The sequence below is a fragment of the Marinoscillum sp. MHG1-6 genome, from assembly GCF_024714475.1.
Classification (GTDB): domain Bacteria; phylum Bacteroidota; class Bacteroidia; order Cytophagales; family Cyclobacteriaceae; genus JAMZMI01.
In genome coordinates this window covers 482,555-497,769 of sequence record NZ_JAMZMI010000003.1, presented here as the reverse complement: position 1 = coordinate 497,769, position 15,215 = coordinate 482,555, and the positions used below count along the sequence as shown (strand labels likewise).

The 15,215-nt window shown below is 41.5% G+C and carries 18 protein-coding genes and 1 other RNA gene; 11 read left to right on the top strand and 8 right to left on the bottom strand.

The features are described 5' to 3' along the window. Window positions 1-18: 18 nt before the first annotated feature. Genes NXR94_RS09325 through NXR94_RS09315 form a run of 3 tightly spaced genes read left to right on the top strand, consistent with a single transcriptional unit; the run spans window position 19 to window position 3,288 of the window. Window positions 19-1,161, top strand: coding sequence for an iron-containing alcohol dehydrogenase (locus tag NXR94_RS09325; protein ID WP_258104348.1), 1,143 nt, complete (start codon window positions 19-21; stop codon window positions 1,159-1,161). 1 nt (window position 1,162) lies between these two features. Beyond that, complete coding sequence (locus NXR94_RS09320) at window positions 1,163-1,927, top strand: gamma-glutamyl-gamma-aminobutyrate hydrolase family protein (RefSeq protein ID WP_258104347.1); 765 nt, start codon at window positions 1,163-1,165, stop codon at window positions 1,925-1,927. Continuing rightward, window positions 1,924-3,288, top strand: coding sequence for an aldehyde dehydrogenase family protein (locus NXR94_RS09315; RefSeq protein ID WP_258104346.1), 1,365 nt, complete (start codon window positions 1,924-1,926; stop codon window positions 3,286-3,288). Before NXR94_RS09320 ends, NXR94_RS09315 begins: the two co-directional genes overlap by 4 nt. Before the next feature lie 45 nt (window positions 3,289-3,333). Here NXR94_RS09315 and NXR94_RS09310 read toward each other — a convergent pair whose 3' ends face one another. Beyond that, complete coding sequence (locus tag NXR94_RS09310) at window positions 3,334-3,924, bottom strand: hypothetical protein (RefSeq protein WP_258104345.1); 591 nt, start codon at window positions 3,922-3,924, stop codon at window positions 3,334-3,336. Window positions 3,925-3,926: 2 nt separating this feature from the next. After that, window positions 3,927-4,130 (bottom strand): hypothetical protein, encoded by a 204-nt coding sequence (locus tag NXR94_RS09305; RefSeq protein WP_258104344.1) that lies wholly within the window; start codon window positions 4,128-4,130, stop codon window positions 3,927-3,929. 146 nt (window positions 4,131-4,276) lie between these two features. Here NXR94_RS09305 and NXR94_RS09300 point away from each other — a divergent pair, with 146 nt between their 5' ends. The 4 genes from NXR94_RS09300 (at window position 4,277) to NXR94_RS09285 (ending at window position 9,297) form a co-directional block, all read left to right on the top strand. After that, a complete protein-coding gene (locus NXR94_RS09300; protein ID WP_258104343.1) occupies window positions 4,277-7,105 on the top strand; it encodes a response regulator in 2,829 nt (942 codons plus the stop codon). Between the two features lie 84 nt (window positions 7,106-7,189). After that, window positions 7,190-7,750 (top strand): RNA polymerase sigma factor, encoded by a 561-nt coding sequence (locus NXR94_RS09295; RefSeq protein WP_258104342.1) that lies wholly within the window; start codon window positions 7,190-7,192, stop codon window positions 7,748-7,750. After that, complete coding sequence (locus tag NXR94_RS09290; protein ID WP_258104341.1) at window positions 7,743-8,270, top strand: hypothetical protein; 528 nt, start codon at window positions 7,743-7,745, stop codon at window positions 8,268-8,270. Before NXR94_RS09295 ends, NXR94_RS09290 begins: the two co-directional genes overlap by 8 nt. Then, window positions 8,248-9,297: a hypothetical protein gene (locus NXR94_RS09285; protein ID WP_258104340.1), complete on the top strand. Its 1,050-nt coding sequence runs from the start codon at window positions 8,248-8,250 to the stop codon at window positions 9,295-9,297. The genes NXR94_RS09290 and NXR94_RS09285 overlap by 23 nt, the downstream gene beginning before the upstream one ends. Here NXR94_RS09285 and NXR94_RS09280 read toward each other — a convergent pair. From NXR94_RS09280 to NXR94_RS09260, 5 genes are all read right to left on the bottom strand, one after another. Further along, window positions 9,291-10,001, bottom strand: coding sequence for a cell division ATP-binding protein FtsE (locus NXR94_RS09280; RefSeq protein WP_258104339.1), 711 nt, complete (start codon window positions 9,999-10,001; stop codon window positions 9,291-9,293). The two genes, NXR94_RS09285 and NXR94_RS09280, sit on opposite strands and share 7 nt — an antisense overlap. Beyond that, window positions 9,998-10,204: a fructose-6-phosphate aldolase gene (locus tag NXR94_RS09275; RefSeq protein WP_258104505.1), complete on the bottom strand. Its 207-nt coding sequence runs from the start codon at window positions 10,202-10,204 to the stop codon at window positions 9,998-10,000. Before NXR94_RS09275 ends, NXR94_RS09280 begins: the two co-directional genes overlap by 4 nt. Before the next feature lie 41 nt (window positions 10,205-10,245). Continuing rightward, window positions 10,246-10,902, bottom strand: a complete 657-nt coding sequence (fsa, locus tag NXR94_RS09270) for a fructose-6-phosphate aldolase (RefSeq protein ID WP_258104338.1) — start codon at window positions 10,900-10,902, stop codon at window positions 10,246-10,248. Window positions 10,903-10,942: 40 nt separating this feature from the next. Next, window positions 10,943-11,038: signal recognition particle sRNA small type (gene ffs / locus NXR94_RS09265), an RNA gene on the bottom strand. Between the two features lie 47 nt (window positions 11,039-11,085). Then, window positions 11,086-11,241, bottom strand: a complete 156-nt coding sequence (locus tag NXR94_RS09260) for a hypothetical protein (RefSeq protein WP_258104337.1) — start codon at window positions 11,239-11,241, stop codon at window positions 11,086-11,088. 178 nt (window positions 11,242-11,419) lie between these two features. Here NXR94_RS09260 and NXR94_RS09255 point away from each other — a divergent pair, with 178 nt between their 5' ends. Together NXR94_RS09255 and NXR94_RS09250 are read left to right on the top strand one after the other, a co-directional pair. Then, entirely contained in the window at window positions 11,420-12,115 is a 696-nt protein-coding gene (locus NXR94_RS09255) for a PorT family protein (RefSeq protein ID WP_258104336.1), read from the top strand. 139 nt (window positions 12,116-12,254) lie between these two features. Next, on the top strand, window positions 12,255-12,503 hold the full coding sequence (locus NXR94_RS09250) for a hypothetical protein (RefSeq protein WP_258104335.1): 249 nt from the start codon (window positions 12,255-12,257) through the stop codon (window positions 12,501-12,503). Window positions 12,504-12,527: 24 nt separating this feature from the next. Here the strand turns inward: NXR94_RS09250 and NXR94_RS09245 are convergent, their stop codons facing one another. Beyond that, the gene (locus NXR94_RS09245; RefSeq protein ID WP_258104334.1) at window positions 12,528-12,932 is read right to left on the bottom strand and encodes a TerB family tellurite resistance protein; all 405 of its coding nucleotides are present in this window, start codon (window positions 12,930-12,932) and stop codon (window positions 12,528-12,530) included. A 289-nt stretch (window positions 12,933-13,221) separates the two neighbouring features. Here NXR94_RS09245 and NXR94_RS09240 point away from each other — a divergent pair, with 289 nt between their 5' ends. Together NXR94_RS09240 and NXR94_RS09235 are read left to right on the top strand one after the other, a co-directional pair. Continuing rightward, window positions 13,222-14,637 (top strand): anthranilate synthase component I family protein, encoded by a 1,416-nt coding sequence (locus NXR94_RS09240; protein ID WP_258104333.1) that lies wholly within the window; start codon window positions 13,222-13,224, stop codon window positions 14,635-14,637. Then, a complete protein-coding gene (locus NXR94_RS09235; protein WP_258104332.1) occupies window positions 14,637-15,215 on the top strand; it encodes an aminodeoxychorismate/anthranilate synthase component II in 579 nt (192 codons plus the stop codon). Before NXR94_RS09240 ends, NXR94_RS09235 begins: the two co-directional genes overlap by 1 nt.

The window sequence follows — 15,215 nt, the reverse complement described above, 5'->3', positions numbered from 1 at the left end:
TCATTTGTTCTTGTTTGAATGAATAATCGCTTGACGTTCAACTTTCCTACTCCAATAAGATTTGGACTGGGGGTGATTGATGAATTGCCGGGGCATATCATCTCAAAAGGATTACGACATCCTCTGATAGTTACCGATTCGGTGGTTCAAACCCTGGATTTTTTTAAGGAGATTGTTGATGCTCTGAAAGAGGCAGGTCTGGCAGTAGATATTTACTCTGATATGCACAAAAATCCGGTGGCCTCTGATGTGCTTCGTGGTGGTGAGGTTTACCAGGAAGGCGATTGTGATTGTATTGTTGGTATTGGTGGTGGGGTAGCTCTGGATGTTTCGAGAGCTATTGCTCTCAGGGTGAATCACCATAGGGACCTTTTTGATTACGATGACCTGATCGGTGGGGATGCTTACATTACCGAGGAGATCCCATATTTTATTACCGTACCGACCACCGCGGGTACTGGGAGCGAGGTGGGTAGGAGCGCGATTATCGCGGAGGATGCAACTAAAAAGAAGCGAATACTTTTTTCCCCAACGCTGATGGCGAAACGGGTTTTTGCCGATCCGAATCTAACCATGGAGTTGCCGCCATTTATCACGGCTGCTACAGGAATGGACGCACTCACCCACAATATGGAGGCCTATTTAGCCAAAAATTATAATCCAATGTGTGACGGGGTGGCCCTGGAAGGAATGGCGTTAATTGCGCACTCTATTGAAAAAGCGACCCATCACCCGGATGAACAATCAAGGGCTAATATGATGTTGGGATCTATTATGGGAGGAATAGCCTTCCAGAAAGGTTTGGGCGTGGTTCATAGTCTTGCGCACCCTATGTCAAGTCTTTTGGACACTCATCATGGTCTCGCCAACGCGGTGAACCTGCCTTATGGTATGGAATTTAACTATGATGGATTTGAGGCCCGCTTTGATAAGATGGCAGAATTTCTGGGTGTGATTGATTCCAATGGCGAACATCTTGTGGACTTTCTTTTCGAGCTGAATGAACGCCTCAATATTCCAACTAAATTATCTGAAGTAGGGGTAGAGGACAGGCACCTTGATCCGTTATCGGTGCTGGCCTATGAAGATTTTTGTCACCCTGCCAATCCAAAACCCGTTACAGAATCAGATTTTAAAGCATTGTACAGAAAGGCATTTTGATATGTTGAAGATTGGGGTTTCGGCTTGCTTTATGTATCCGGATAACAGAAGACCGGTGTTTGCGCCAAAAACGTTGAGTTATTTAGAAAATGACATGGCCGTTTACCTTTCGAGAGAGGGAGTCCTTCCCTTTTTGATCCCGGATGTCGAGGATATGTTACTCGAAAAATTCATGGCCGAAATGGATGGATTTGTGTTCCAGGGTGGTACTGATGTTGCACCTGAATCTTTTGGCGAACAACCCATTGAAAATGGTCGGTGGAAAGGTGATCCCGTGAGGGATAAATATGAGTTGAAGGTGATGGATCTGGCAGTTAAAAGTGGCAAGCCCATTTTCGCCATTTGTAGGGGGATGCAATTAATGAATGTTTACTTCGGAGGTACACTCTATCAGGATACAACGACTCAGCAACCTGGTGTCCTTGAACATCGAAATGCTGAAAAATATGATCATGTTTCGCACGCCATTGAATTCACCAAAGAAAAAATACTGCAAAAAATCTATCATAATAATACTGCTGGCAGGGTGAATAGTGTCCATCATCAATCCATTAAGGAATTGGGTAAACATCTTGAGGTACTCGCACATTGCCCGGAAGATAATGTGATTGAAGCTATTGGGTACACCAAGGCACCAGAAGGGTGGGTGATGGGAGTACAATGGCATCCGGAGTTCTCTCATACGCTGGGTGAAAAAGTGATTGATCCGGATATTTTATATGATTGTTTCCTTGGACAGGTCAGGTTGTTAAAGTCAGAAGCATGAACATCATCAATCCATCAAACGGACGAATTATTGAGAATTTAAAAGAGGATGACCTTAACTCCGTTCATAAGAAATTAGTTCACCTGAGGGCTACTCAGAAAGTATGGAGTACAAGAACGGTAAAGGAAAGACTAGCCGTTATTGAAAAATTTGGTGAGTTGGTCAAGCAAAATCGGGAAGAACTGGCTCAGATTCTCACTTCAGAAACTGGTAAACCCATTAGGCAGGCAAGAGGAGAAGTTATGGGCTCTCTTAATCGGATTACTCACCTGAAGTCCATTGCCGAGAAATGGCTTTCCGAGGAACAAATTGTAAAAGAAGGAGGTACGCTGGAGTCTATTCGATATGAACCCCTTGGCGTCATTGCGAATATCTCAGCCTGGAATTTCCCATATAATGTTGGTTATAATGTGTTTCTATATGCACTGGTTGCTGGAAACGGGGTATTCTACAAACCTTCCGAGTATGCTACTATGACTGGGCTGAAATTCAAAACTTTGCTGGAAGAAGCAGGTCTGCCCGAGGGGTTGTTTGAGGTGGTCATTGGGAAGGGAGATGTTGGTCAGCTTTTATTGGAGGAGGACATTGATGGGTATTTTTTTACAGGCTCCTACAAAACGGGAGTCCATATCGCCAAAGAGGTTGCTTCAAAATTGGTTCCGGTTCAGTTGGAGTTGGGTGGTAAAGATCCACTTTATGTTATGGATGATGTGCCTGATATTAAAGTGGCTGCTGCCAATGCCGCGGAGGGAGCTTTCTACAATAATGGCCAAAGTTGCTGCGCAGTGGAGAGATTATATGTTCACGAAAAGATCTACGATGAGTTTGTCAGCTATTTTGTGGATGAGGTGAAGGGATATATGGTGGGTGACCCATTACAGGAAAATACATTCATTGGTCCGCTTACCCGAGAGCCGCAGATCCAGGTAATTATTGATCAGGTCAAAGATGCAGTTGATAAAGGTGCTCAATTAGTCTTGGGTGGTGATCGTGTGGAAGGATCAGGTTATTACATGGCGCCAACCATTTTGACCAACGTAAATCATGACATGGATGTGATGAGGGACGAGTCATTTGGTCCGATCATCGGTATTCAAAAAGTTGCTTCTGATGAAGAGGCGCTGGAACTTATGAATGATACAGAATATGGTCTTACAGCAGCAGCTTTTTCAGTAAATGAAGCCCGAGCTAATAATCTCCTGGAGAAGGTAAACGTGGGTACGGTGTATTGGAATTGCTGCGATCGTGTGAGTCCTTTTGTGCCCTGGTCCGGCCGGAAAAATTCAGGCTTAGGAGCCACTTTGTCTTATATGGGGATAAGAGCTTTCACTCAGCCAAAGGCATATCATATAAGAAAATAAAAAGGGGCCGAAAAGGCCCCTTTCATTAAGTTCATTGATCCGCAATTACGGTTCCATATCCGTATCTACGGGGGTCCTTCTGGTTTTTCTCTCTTCAATTTCTTTCTTGAGATCTTCCAGTTTTCTCTCCGCTCTGGTTATGACTTCTTCTTTTACAGTAGCCTCTTCCTCTGTTATTTCACCAGCGTCTTTCTGTTGAGATACTCTTTCACGAGCAACGCGGATTTTTTCCTCTCTGTCGGCCACAGCCGTTTCGCTGCTTTCGATTTCCTCGTCAAGCTCTGCTTCTTTGGCTTTCACTTTGGACTTTGATTCCTCTGACCTCAACTGTCCAAACTCCTTGCCGCTCATGTCTCCTTTGTTCTTACCATAAGCATTGCCCTTATTCTCTTTGTCTTCTTTATCCTTCTTCTCTTTCTTTTCTGCTACATCATCATCGTCGTCGTCATCATCATCGTCATCCTTCTCCATTCTGGCATCTTCGGATTGATCATCTCCTTTTTCTTTGCCAGCTTCCATCTTTTCTTTTCCTTTTTCTTTAGCTTCCTTGGCCTTGTCTTTTCCAGGTTGAGCCATTGATGGGATGCTCATCACCATGAAGAGCATAATCCCGAGTATAAATAATAGTTTTTTCATGATTATAGGTTTTCAAGTAATGAGTCCACTTCGTTAATTGCTTCTTCTGTTGAAGTTGCTAATTCAGCCTTTTCTTCTTCGATGCTTTCGATGATTTCTGTTGCGATTTCCTCATCTGATTCTGTAGATTCAGCTTGACTGGAAGAGCCTCCGCCGCAGGAGCAGAAGAAAATACCAATGGTTAAGATTAAGATGTTTCTTTTCATAGTCTTGAAGGTTTTATGTTTACAATAAAGCTACTGATTACTGGCTAATGCCCAAAGAATAGAGAAAGTATTCTCAACATGATTTTCCACCTGATATTGAATTTAGGTAACTTAACCTTCTCAATCATAGCTTATCAAGATTGCATATGTCAAAAGTAAGTCTGGTCCTTGCCGCATGTCTTCTGGGCTTCTCATTGTTTGCTTCTGACGGTGATTCAGAAATGAAGGCTGAAATGGACAGCTTGAGGAAAGTGATCGATACACTTTCTGAAGAAAATTATGAACTCCATATAGCACTGAATATGGAATTGGCCTGGACGATTCGAGACGTCAGGCCCGACTCAGCCCTCTACTATGCAAATAGTGCTTTAAAACTTGCGAATGAGCACGGGTTGATCCATCAAAAAATTCAGGCCACAAATTATATCGGGGTTGCTTATCGGAATTTGAGTAACTATTCCAAAGCCTTTGAAAAATACCTTGAGGCGCTTAACCTGGCCGAAGACAATGGGGACAGGGAACAAATGGGTTATTCCCTGATTAATTTAGGAAACCTTTACCTGTTCCAAACCAATTTTCAGGGAGCGATTCGTTATTTCATTCAGGCACTTGACCAAGCCCAACTACTGGCCAACCGCCGGATGGTGGCCTATTGCTATCTTAATTTGGGAAGGTCTTATATGGGTATTGAGGAGTTTGGGCAGGCTGAGCTGTATTTTCAGCAAGCCATCGATATCCGAAAAGAACAGGGAGACGTTTATGGACAAATTGCTGCTGAAATTGATCTTGCCAATGTTTACCTTAAAAAGGGCGACTTGGTTCAGTCGCGGAATTATCATGAAGAGCTATTGCAGCGAATTGATGCCGAGGACAACCCTAGAGCCCTTTGTCAGGTCTATGCTAACCTCGCCAGGATCTATCTTAATCTAAACAACACGAAAAAAGCGGAACAAAGTGCTTTAAAGGCTCTTGAGATAGCCAGAAAGGTTTCTTCCCGGTTCGACGAGAAGAATGTGTTGGAAAGTTTGGCTGAAATCTATGCAGGCGAGGCAAACTATGAAGATGCTTACTTGTATCACACACGGTTTAGCGAGTTGAATCAACAGTTGTTTAGTGAAGAAAATATCAGGAAAATAGAACAGCTCAAGAACCAGTATACAATTGAGAAACAGGAGGCAGAAAATCAATTTTTGAGGCAGCAAGCCGAGTTGAACGTATTGATGATCAGTCGTCAGCGGGTAATTATCGTCTTAACTATTTTGGGCCTTCTTCTTTTATTACTTGTAATATTCATTTCCTACCGGGCACTTCAGATCCGGACCAAACTGAATAAGGAGATCAGTAAGCAGCGTGATCAGATTCTTTCCGATAAGGAAACGATTGAAACTCAGGCCGCCAAATTGGAAGAGCTTAACGAGGCTAAGTCCAGGTTCTTCGCGAATGTATCTCACGATCTTAGAACACCGCTTAGTTTGATTTATGGTAATATAGAGATGCTTTCAGAGGATGAGGAGACCATATTATCTCAGGCTTCCAAGCGGAACCTTGATATTGGTTTGAAAAACTGTAAGCGACTTCTCTATCTGACGGATGAGATTAATGACCTCACTAAATTGGAAGAGGGCAAAATTGTTCTTAAAAAAGAGGTAGTGAAGATTGGTTCATACTTGCGAATGCTGAGTGAAATGTTCTCAGGAACAGCTGAGTACAAAGGTGTGAAGCTGGAATTTGAAAATAATCTTTCAGGGCAGGATTGTATTAGTCTGGACCCCCGGCAGTTTGAAAAAATCTTCTATAACCTCGTTAGTAATGCTATAAGACATACCGATAAAGGCGGAAAGATCTCTATTGTCCTGCGAAAGCACGTTTCGAAAGCGATTATTGAGGTTCGTGACTCCGGTGAAGGTATTTCACCTGAGAGCCTTCCATTTATTTTTGATCGTTTTTATCAGGCCAAAAATAGTCCGCACCGTTCGCGTGAAGGACTGGGAATAGGGCTCGCGCTAGTCAAAGAACTGGTTGATCTCCATGAGGGTGAAATAGAAGTAGAGAGTGTTGTGGGCGAAGGCACCAATTTCATCATGTCCTTTTATCTCACAGAGAAGTATGCGGCAATGGTGGAGGAGGAAAAGCTCTTTCAGCAAACCAAAGACCGTAGGCATTTGTATTCGGAATTGGATGGAGAAATTGATGCTGGTGTGAGTTTGCCAAAAACAGAAACTGAGAAGCAAACTATATTAATCGTTGACGATCATCCGGAGATTAGATACCATATTCGACAGATTTTAGAAGATGATTATCACATAGTGGAAGCTGCTCATGGGTTGGAGGCCCTGGAGATCATCAAAATCAACGAAGTGAATCTGATAGTATCCGATCTCATGATGCCATGGATGGACGGCTTCGAGTTTCTGGAAGCATTAAATGCTAACGAAGACTACAAAAAGATCCCTGTTTTAGTGGTCTCTGCGCGAATTTCCGAGGAGGATCAGGAGAAGGTGCTGGACAAAGGAGTCAATGATTATATCAAAAAGCCATTTAATAAGCGAGAGCTTATCCTGAGAATTAATAATCTACTCCAAAGTAAGGAGAACTGGGAGGGTTCAAAGGATTCGTTTGCCCAGCTGTTTGACAAAAATGGTCATGAATCGCTCGAAAAAGAGATTCTTGGTAAGCTGGAGTCACTGGTTATGGATCGAATTGATGATGTAAGCCTGTCAGTTTATGACCTTGCTGATGCAATGGCCGCAAGTGAACGTCAGGTTTATCGACTGGTTAAAAAAATGACCGGAATGACGCCTTACGAATACATCACAGAAATACGGATGAAGTATGCTGATTACCTGATCAGAAAAAATAAAGTAAAGAATGCAACTGAAGCAGCAAAGAGTATCGGTTTAAAAAATGTTACTACTTTCAATAAGCAGTACGAGAAGAAGTTTGGTAAAAAACCAGCCGAGGTGCTAAATGGCTAGCATTTAATAAATTCATCTAGAAATATCTTACCCAGATGCAACCCTGCTCGCTTCATCAAGTCTTTAGATTGAACTACTTGATACTTGGAGCGACCGTCACTAAATATTCACACTGACCTGATTTTAGGGTGCCGAAGGCAGGATGCAAAGGCCCAATATGAAATTTACAGGTTGTATTCAAAGGCAATGCTAAACACAGCCTTTAGGATAGTGGGTACACGTGCGGATGCCGAGGATGTGTTGCAGGAATCATTTGTAAGTGCGTTTAAAAATATTGATTCATATCGCGAGGAAGCTGCTTTTGGAGCATGGCTGAAAAGGGTCGTGGTTAATCGGGCTCTTACTCATCTAAGAAATATGCAACGACAACTGTTCTTTTCAGAGGTGGAAGAAGAACCAATGATTGTGGACGATGATCCTTTGGATGAAGTGAGTATGGAACTGGAGGTTGCGAATGTGAAGGAGGCTGTACTGAATTTGCCTGATGGCTTCCGAAGTGTATTGACGCTTTACTTGTTCGAAGGATATGATCACAAGGAGATAAGTGAAATCCTGAATATCAGTGAGTCCACATCTAAAACACAATACAAACGAGCAAAAGACAAATTAAAGGAATTACTAAAGTCAAAAATGAGCTATGGGTGATTTACTGGAAAAATATGTAATTGATCACAGACAAGAGTTTGATGATCTCGATCCTTCCGAAAACCTTTGGGGTTCCATTAAAAAGAATCTTAATCCTGTAGAACGGACAGGTACAGATAGAAGCTGGATTTGGAAGGTGGCTGCAGTCGTATTCTTAGCCTCAACAATTGCTTTGGTAATTGAAAGGCAGATGGATATGGGGACTTCAGAGGAAACAATTGCAAAGCAAGAGTTTTATGAAGCAGAGAGCTACTATTTTCATCAAATCAATCAAAAGAAAAAGGAATTAAGTGACCTGGGGATAAAGGATAAGAATTATGACTTGCTGGTGGAAGAGCAATATCTGGATGGTTATTATCAGGAGTTGAAGAAAGACTATTTTGGAAAAATGAATAATGATCAGGTGAAGGATGCGATGATTCAAAACCTGAGAATGCGCATCCGGATACTAAATGATCAAATCAAGATATTAAGTGAAAGCAAAAGACATTCGATCGATGAAAACAATATTGAAATGTAGTGTGTTGATGGTAGCTCTCTTGGTCCTTTGGCCAGCTACGGCGTCCATTAATTTCACGGAGAAAAAGAAGGAAATACATAAACAGTACTCCATTAACACTAATGTGCTGGTAGGTGTCAGTAATCAGTTTGGTAAAGTTCATATCGAAAGTTGGGACAAAAAGGAATTGGATGTCAAGATTGAAATCATCGCCCGGGGAAGGAATGATGAACAGGCACAAAAGTTATTGAATAAGATCAATGTAGCTATTGATGAGTCAAGTGGAGAGATTGAATTTGAAACTGACATTGATGGTTCTACCCATGACAATGAAAGTTTTGAGATCAACTATACCATTTATATGAACCCAAAGAACCCATTGGAGGTCGAAAATGAATTTGGAAATATTTTCCTGCCGAAGCGGATTGGACCTTCAGAGATTGAACTCTCATACGGCAGTCTGAAATCTCTAGGGGCGGAGGGACCATTTGAGTTGGACCTGTCTTTCGGAGATGCGGAAATTGGAGCACTCGTTGAAGCGGAAATGGAGGTGAGCTATTCGGATTTGTTTCTTACCTCTGCCAAAAACCTCTCATTAGAACAAAAATTTTCTAAATCTGAAATGGAAGTTTTGGGTCAATTGGATTTGGAAATGAAATACGGTGAAATACAGATCGGAAGATTAGATAAGGGTGTATTTGAAGGGCATTTTTCGGAGATATCTATCCAGGAGCTTGATGGCGCGCTTGAATTGGAAGGCAATTACCTGTCAAAGTTCTCTATCAAGAAGCTCAAAAAAACCTTTACTGAGCTTGAAGTTTCCGGGCAGTTTAGCCGTTATGAAATCGCCCTCGAACAAGGCCTTTCGGCTAATATTTATGCGGAATTTAGCTATGCTGATATGGATTATGGTGATGTGGACATAGACTTCTACTACCGTGGTGTTGAAGATACTGCCAAAGAGTATAAAGGATATATCAACGGGGGGGATTCAAATAAGAATATTAGGGTGACTTCCAGTTATGGCAACCTGAAGCTCAGTCAATAAATTTCTGTCAGCTCGAATTTATCCTTCTCTGAATCCAGTATTTTATCTCCTTCGCATTTAAGGACTCTTGCAGGGAATTTGGAAATAAACTGGTGGTTATGTGTGGCCATAAGAATTGCTGTACCACTTTTATTGATTTCGAGGAAGAGTTTCATAATACCTTCAGCTACTTCCGGATCCAGATTACCTGTTGGCTCATCCGCGAATAATATCTGAGGTTCATTGATCATGGCTCGGGCAATAACAACACGCTGTTGTTCACCTCCTGAAAGCTGGTGAGGCATCTTACTTGAGACGGCACCGAGGCCTACTCGCATTAGTACCTCTGCCAGTCGGCTTTTCATTTTCGCATTATCTTTCCAGCCAGTTGCCTTCATAACGAAGTAAAGGTTTTCGGCAACACTTCGATCATAAAACAGCTCGAAGGCCTGAAAGATAATACCTACTTTTCTGCGGAGATACGGAACCTCATTGGATTTGATCCCGAGCAGGTCATATCCACCTACGTTAATGTTTCCGAGTCTTAGTGGAAGATCCCCGTAAAATGTTTTTAAGAGGGAGGACTTACCGCTTCCGGTACGTCCGACAAGATATACGAATTCTCCTTTTTCTATCTCAAAGCTGACATCACTGAGTACCGTGGTATTTTCTTGGAAAATACTGGCATTTTCAACCTTGACAATAGAATCGGAAGAGAAGCTCATATCAAATCAAGTTTTTGGAGTTTACCAAAAGGCAAGTTGCGGATTATTTCAGTAAGTTCCGCTTCCTTGCCTTCCAGTCCATACTTTTCCAACTTTTGCAATGGCCTATCTGCTCTGAAATAGGCAATTAGCACAAAGTTTTCGTCCCTAAGTTGAATATAATCCGGAATTTTAGCCTTGCCCTTTACCTTGATAATGTACATGGTGTCAAACCCTTCTGAAATCATTCAACCGGGGATTGATATTATTTGTTTCCTTTAGCGTAATCAGCCAGGAATTGAGCCAACCCACTATCAGTCAATGGGTGCTTCAATAGACCAGTGATAACTTTAAGTGGACAAGTAACTACATCCGCGCCAGCTTCAGCACATTGGATTAGGTGAGTAGTGTGTCTCACAGAAGCAGCAAGGATTTCAGTCTCAAACTCGTAGTTGTCATAGATCTGAACGATTTGCTCAATAAGATCAAGTCCATTAGCTCCTATATCGTCCAATCTTCCAAGGAAAGGAGAGATGAAGCTAGCACCAGCTTTGGCAGCAAGGATTGCCTGACCAGCATTGAAGATCAATGTACAGTTGGTTCTGATACCCTCATCAGAAAAAGTTTTAATAGCTTTTACCCCATCTTTGATCATAGGGATTTTAACCACGATTTTATCATCGATTTTAGCCAGCTCACGGCCTTCTTTAACCATGGCCTCATATTCTGTAGATATCACTTCGGCACTTACATTGTCATCCACGATGTCACAAATTGCTTTGTAATGTGCTTTAATGTTAGCTTCTCCAGTGATTCCTTCCTTGGCCATAAGCGAAGGATTTGTAGTCACACCATCTAGTACACCTAGATCATATGCTTCTTTGATATCATCCAGATTGGCAGTGTCGATAAAAAATTTCATGCTGTATTAGTTGTTTTATAAATGAATGCTATGAACGTAAAAAAGGCAAACATGGTATCGCACCGCTACAACCGCCTACCCTTGCTACCTTCCGGTCCTGGGGGATTCAGCAGGAGCTGGTCGTACCAGTTTGCCGAGGTGCAAAGTTAATAAAGAAAAGTACTACGAAGTAAAATTTTGAAATTATAAGTCAGTAATTCTACGGAAATAGTCCTCAGCGTATTTGGGCTCATCCTCCGTTTCATCTATGATGTCTTCTAGGGAGGTTTGATTAAAGAATGAATGATCCAGTACATCATCTAATTCCTGATCGTCATTTTCCAGCTCTTCGTGATCCATTGTGTCTTTTTTTCAAATAAACGATTAGTTCAAGAGTTAGTACGGGTGTATTACTTCATCTTTTGATTATGGAATCGTTATGTTTTCCGAAACATTGTAAAAAATGCTATGGTAGTATGAGCCAGACTTATTGGTGTGCTGATATAGATTCGTTTAATATTGCACTTCTTTAGAAGGTATGAAAAAGGTTTTAGTAGTTGCGATGCTGTTTGGTGGATTGCTTGCAAAAGCACAAACCAAGGTTTATCTGGGCGCCAGAGTAGGCGGGCAGCTGTCCTCTGCCTATATTGAACATACGATTCTTACGACTTTCATTACGCCTGATTTTATTACAGGATATCATGGCGGGCTCTTCGCGAAAATTTTCACCAAAAAGAGGGACGCGGCAGTTAATCCTGGATTTCAAACGGGTTTTTTTCTTGATCGAAAGGGATGGGGGCAGATCTTCCCGGAAACAGAGGAGCCAAAATACAAAGTGCATCTAACCTATTTGCAATTGCCAATGGAGGCGGCTATAAATTTTGGTAGAGGAAAGACCAAGACGTTTTTCACCATTGGATGGTATCTTGATTATTTGGTAGATGTCAATAAATCAGCAGATCCGGATCCGGTAGTTCTGGAGGATAACAGGATTGACTTCTATACTTATCAGTCAGACAGGGATAGGAAGCTTGGGTATGGCGTGAGGTTTTCAGTGGGAGGTCAAAGGGATTTTTCCTTCGGCGCAATCCACATTGACGCATTTGCGACCTACAATGTGAGCAGTGTGTTAGATCATAAGAGCTTTAAAACCGGTATTCCCGACTTGACCAACTTGTATACCGTAGGTTTTTCCTTGGCTTATTTAGTTCCTTTTGGTAAATTAGATTACTAGCAACAGTATTGGGTTATTCCAATATGAAATTTTCATTAATAATGAAATCATGTTGTTATTTGTTTAATAATTACGTGTTTTTTTTGTTAAACGCATAATTATTAAGCTAATTTTGCTGAAGTTCACTATTTGCTTAATTATGTCAGAAGAAAAAATCAAAGTCGCGCTTGAAGCCGCAAAAGACAAACTCGATCAACTAGGTATTGAAGAGAAGCTGGTCTCTGAAATTGAATGGTGCCTTGGGAGTTACTCTCATGATGGAAATCCTGAAGGATTGTATGAAAAAGGGGAGGAAGCAGTAAAAGCACTCACCAAGTACAAAGCCAAGAATGATCGGAAGGTTTCAAAGAAACTGATCACTGATCTTGAGAAGTATTTAAAAGCCTAAAAAAAAGCCCGCAATTGTGGGCTTTTATTTTCTTAAAAGGTGAGAATCCGCGATGGTTCTCAAATAATCTCTGTTCGTAGTAATTGTGGGATCAGAATATATATATGCAGAAAGTTCTGCAACTACCCCGGGTCTGTAGCCTAGAGCCATTGCCAATCTCTCACAAAACTGGATTTCTTTTTGGTGAACTTTCCGATCGATTTTCATTAGTTGGATAACCGTGTAGAGGTAATTGAACTTTTCATCGGGCGGTAAATTCTTGAGATTTGGGACGGGTTTGGGGTTATCTATGATCATCTCAATTTGATCTGTGGATAGCCCACTTTTCTTTCCAATATCATGGATGAGGTCACTTTCTTCATGAGCTAAGAAGTCATCAGCCATGGAAAGATGAACCAAAATACTTAATTGTTCTTCTATCGGTAACATAGGTACAATTTAACAGAAAAATTTATTTCTGTGCGAGATACATAATAACTAAACTTTGGGTTGAGGTATCAAACTCAATTAACAACGAAAATATGAGTTGTTTATATTTTTTTGTGTGTTTTCTTGGATTTATTTTCAACTTCAAACTAGCTTAGCAGCATGATTAGAAAAAACACATACTGGTGGTGGTTTGCAGCGCAATGAAACTGTGAATAGCACTTGTATGTCAAAAATATAAGCTTTAGGCCTGCTGTTCACAGCAGGCCTTTTTTTTGAATAATTTTTTCGCATGAGCAACTTCAAATTACAAATCAGACAAAAAAATATCCTCGCGGATACGGTCACACCGGTAGGCTTGTACCTTAAGCTAAGGGATCGATATGCTAATTCATTTTTGTTGGAAAGTTCCGATTATCATGGTGCGGAAAACAGCTTTTCCTATATCTGTTGTGACCCTATCTCAACATTCAATCTAACTGATGGATTGGTGTCCGTGGAATATCCTGATGGCACAACTACCTCATCCAAGGTGGCGCCGGGAGAACCATTGATACCGGAGTTGAGGGCGTTTGTGGATAGATTCGAAATGCCGGAATTTGGAGAAAAGTATATTAAGACCGGATTGTTTGGTTACATGGCTTATGATACGGTACAACATTTTGAGGATATCAAGTTTGAAAATAATAAAACCGCATCGTCCGAGATTCCTCAGGTTCAGTACCAGCTTTTTAGGTTTATCATAGCGCTGGATCACTTTAGGAATGAATGTTACATCATTGAAACATTTCTGGACGAACCGAAGGATGATCAATTCAATGAGTTGCTCAATATTATCGCTCAACAAAACATTCCAGCCTTTTCATTTACAAAATCGGGTGATACGAAGTCAAACCTTACCGATGATCAGTTTCTTGAGATCGTTAAATCGGGAATTAACCACTGTGACATTGGAGATGTATTTCAAGTTGTATTTTCGCGCCAGTTTAATACACATTTTAAAGGGGATGAATTTCAGGTGTACAGGGCACTGAGGTCCATTAATCCATCACCTTATTTATTCTATTTTGATTACGGCGGGTATAAAATATTTGGTTCTTCACCTGAAGCACAAATTGTTGTGCAGGATCGAGAGGCAATCATTTACCCAATCGCCGGGACATTTAGAAGAACAGGTGATGATGCGGCAGACGCAGAGTTGGCGAAGAAGCTACTGGAAGATCCTAAGGAGAACTCGGAACACATTATGTTGGTTGATTTAGCCAGGAATGATCTGAGTAAAAGCTCGGATAATGTAAAAGTGGAAACTTATAAAGAGGTTCAATACTATTCTCATGTTATTCACCTGGTGTCAAAGGTTACCGGTCAACTGACCAGTGAGGCAGATCCGTTGGAGATTGTGGCGAGCACTTTTCCGGCCGGGACACTTTCCGGAGCACCTAAGTATAAAGCCATGGAACTGATCAACGAGCATGAAAATATCCATAGAGGGTTCTATGGTGGAGCTATTGGATTTATGGACTTTAAGGGGAATTTCAATCATGCCATTATGATTCGTACATTCCTGAGTCGTGACAATCAACTTTTCTTCCAGGCTGGAGCAGGGATTGTTTCCAAGTCGGATCCAAAAAGTGAAGTGCAGGAGGTATATAATAAGTTGGCAGCATTGGAGTCTGCTATGGAGCAAGCGGAAAAATTGAATAATTAATGAAAAAGGTACTGGTAATAGATAACTACGATTCGTTCACCTATAACCTGGTGCATATACTAAGGGAACTAGGCATGACGGATAGCATGGAGGTGCATCGTAATGACAAGATCAGTGTGGACTATGCTGGTGGATTTGAAAATATCTTACTATCACCCGGCCCTGGATTGCCAAAGGATGCCGGGATCATGCCGGAAGTGATTAAGCAGTATGCTTCTTCAAAGAACATCCTAGGGGTATGCCTTGGGCATCAGGGCATATCCGAAAACTTTGGTGGGAAACTTTTTAATCTCACGCAGGTTTTTCATGGAGTTGCAACTAAGGCCATTTTGACGGAGAACCGTGATCAACTTTTTGCAGGTATTCCCGATGAGTTTATGGTTTGCCGTTATCATTCTTGGGCCGTTGAGCCAGAAGGTATTCCATCAGAATTAGCAGTTACTGCATTAGATGAGGAAGGAAACGTCATGGCCGTCAAGCACAAGGATTATAATGTGCGTGGGGTGCAATTTCACCCGGAGTCAATTATGACCGAGCATGGTATTCAAATGATCAAAAACTGGTTATCCATTAATTAA

Bases quoted from the DNA above. Each gene is read 5' to 3' on its own strand.
- NXR94_RS09255 (WP_258104336.1), top strand. From the start codon at position 11,420: ATGAAAAAGGTTTTAGTAGTTGCGATGCTGTTTGGTGGATTGCTTGCA.
- NXR94_RS09245 (WP_258104334.1), bottom strand. From the start codon at position 12,932: ATGTTACCGATAGAAGAACAATTAAGTATTTTGGTTCATCTTTCCATG.
- NXR94_RS09325 (WP_258104348.1), top strand. From the start codon at position 19: ATGAATAATCGCTTGACGTTCAACTTTCCTACTCCAATAAGATTTGGA.
- NXR94_RS09285 (WP_258104340.1), top strand. From the start codon at position 8,248: ATGAAAACAATATTGAAATGTAGTGTGTTGATGGTAGCTCTCTTGGTC.
- fsa (WP_258104338.1), bottom strand. From the start codon at position 10,902: ATGAAATTTTTTATCGACACTGCCAATCTGGATGATATCAAAGAAGCA.
- NXR94_RS09260 (WP_258104337.1), bottom strand. From the start codon at position 11,241: ATGGATCACGAAGAGCTGGAAAATGACGATCAGGAATTAGATGATGTA.
- NXR94_RS09310 (WP_258104345.1), bottom strand. From the start codon at position 3,924: ATGAAAAAACTATTATTTATACTCGGGATTATGCTCTTCATGGTGATG.
- NXR94_RS09305 (WP_258104344.1), bottom strand. From the start codon at position 4,130: ATGAAAAGAAACATCTTAATCTTAACCATTGGTATTTTCTTCTGCTCC.
- NXR94_RS09235 (WP_258104332.1), top strand. From the start codon at position 14,637: ATGAAAAAGGTACTGGTAATAGATAACTACGATTCGTTCACCTATAAC.
- NXR94_RS09275 (WP_258104505.1), bottom strand. From the start codon at position 10,204: ATGTACATTATCAAGGTAAAGGGCAAGGCTAAAATTCCGGATTATATT.
- NXR94_RS09300 (WP_258104343.1), top strand. From the start codon at position 4,277: ATGTCAAAAGTAAGTCTGGTCCTTGCCGCATGTCTTCTGGGCTTCTCA.
- NXR94_RS09320 (WP_258104347.1), top strand. From the start codon at position 1,163: ATGTTGAAGATTGGGGTTTCGGCTTGCTTTATGTATCCGGATAACAGA.
- NXR94_RS09240 (WP_258104333.1), top strand. From the start codon at position 13,222: ATGAGCAACTTCAAATTACAAATCAGACAAAAAAATATCCTCGCGGAT.
- NXR94_RS09250 (WP_258104335.1), top strand. From the start codon at position 12,255: ATGTCAGAAGAAAAAATCAAAGTCGCGCTTGAAGCCGCAAAAGACAAA.
- NXR94_RS09280 (WP_258104339.1), bottom strand. From the start codon at position 10,001: ATGAGCTTCTCTTCCGATTCTATTGTCAAGGTTGAAAATGCCAGTATT.
- NXR94_RS09290 (WP_258104341.1), top strand. From the start codon at position 7,743: ATGGGTGATTTACTGGAAAAATATGTAATTGATCACAGACAAGAGTTT.
- NXR94_RS09315 (WP_258104346.1), top strand. From the start codon at position 1,924: ATGAACATCATCAATCCATCAAACGGACGAATTATTGAGAATTTAAAA.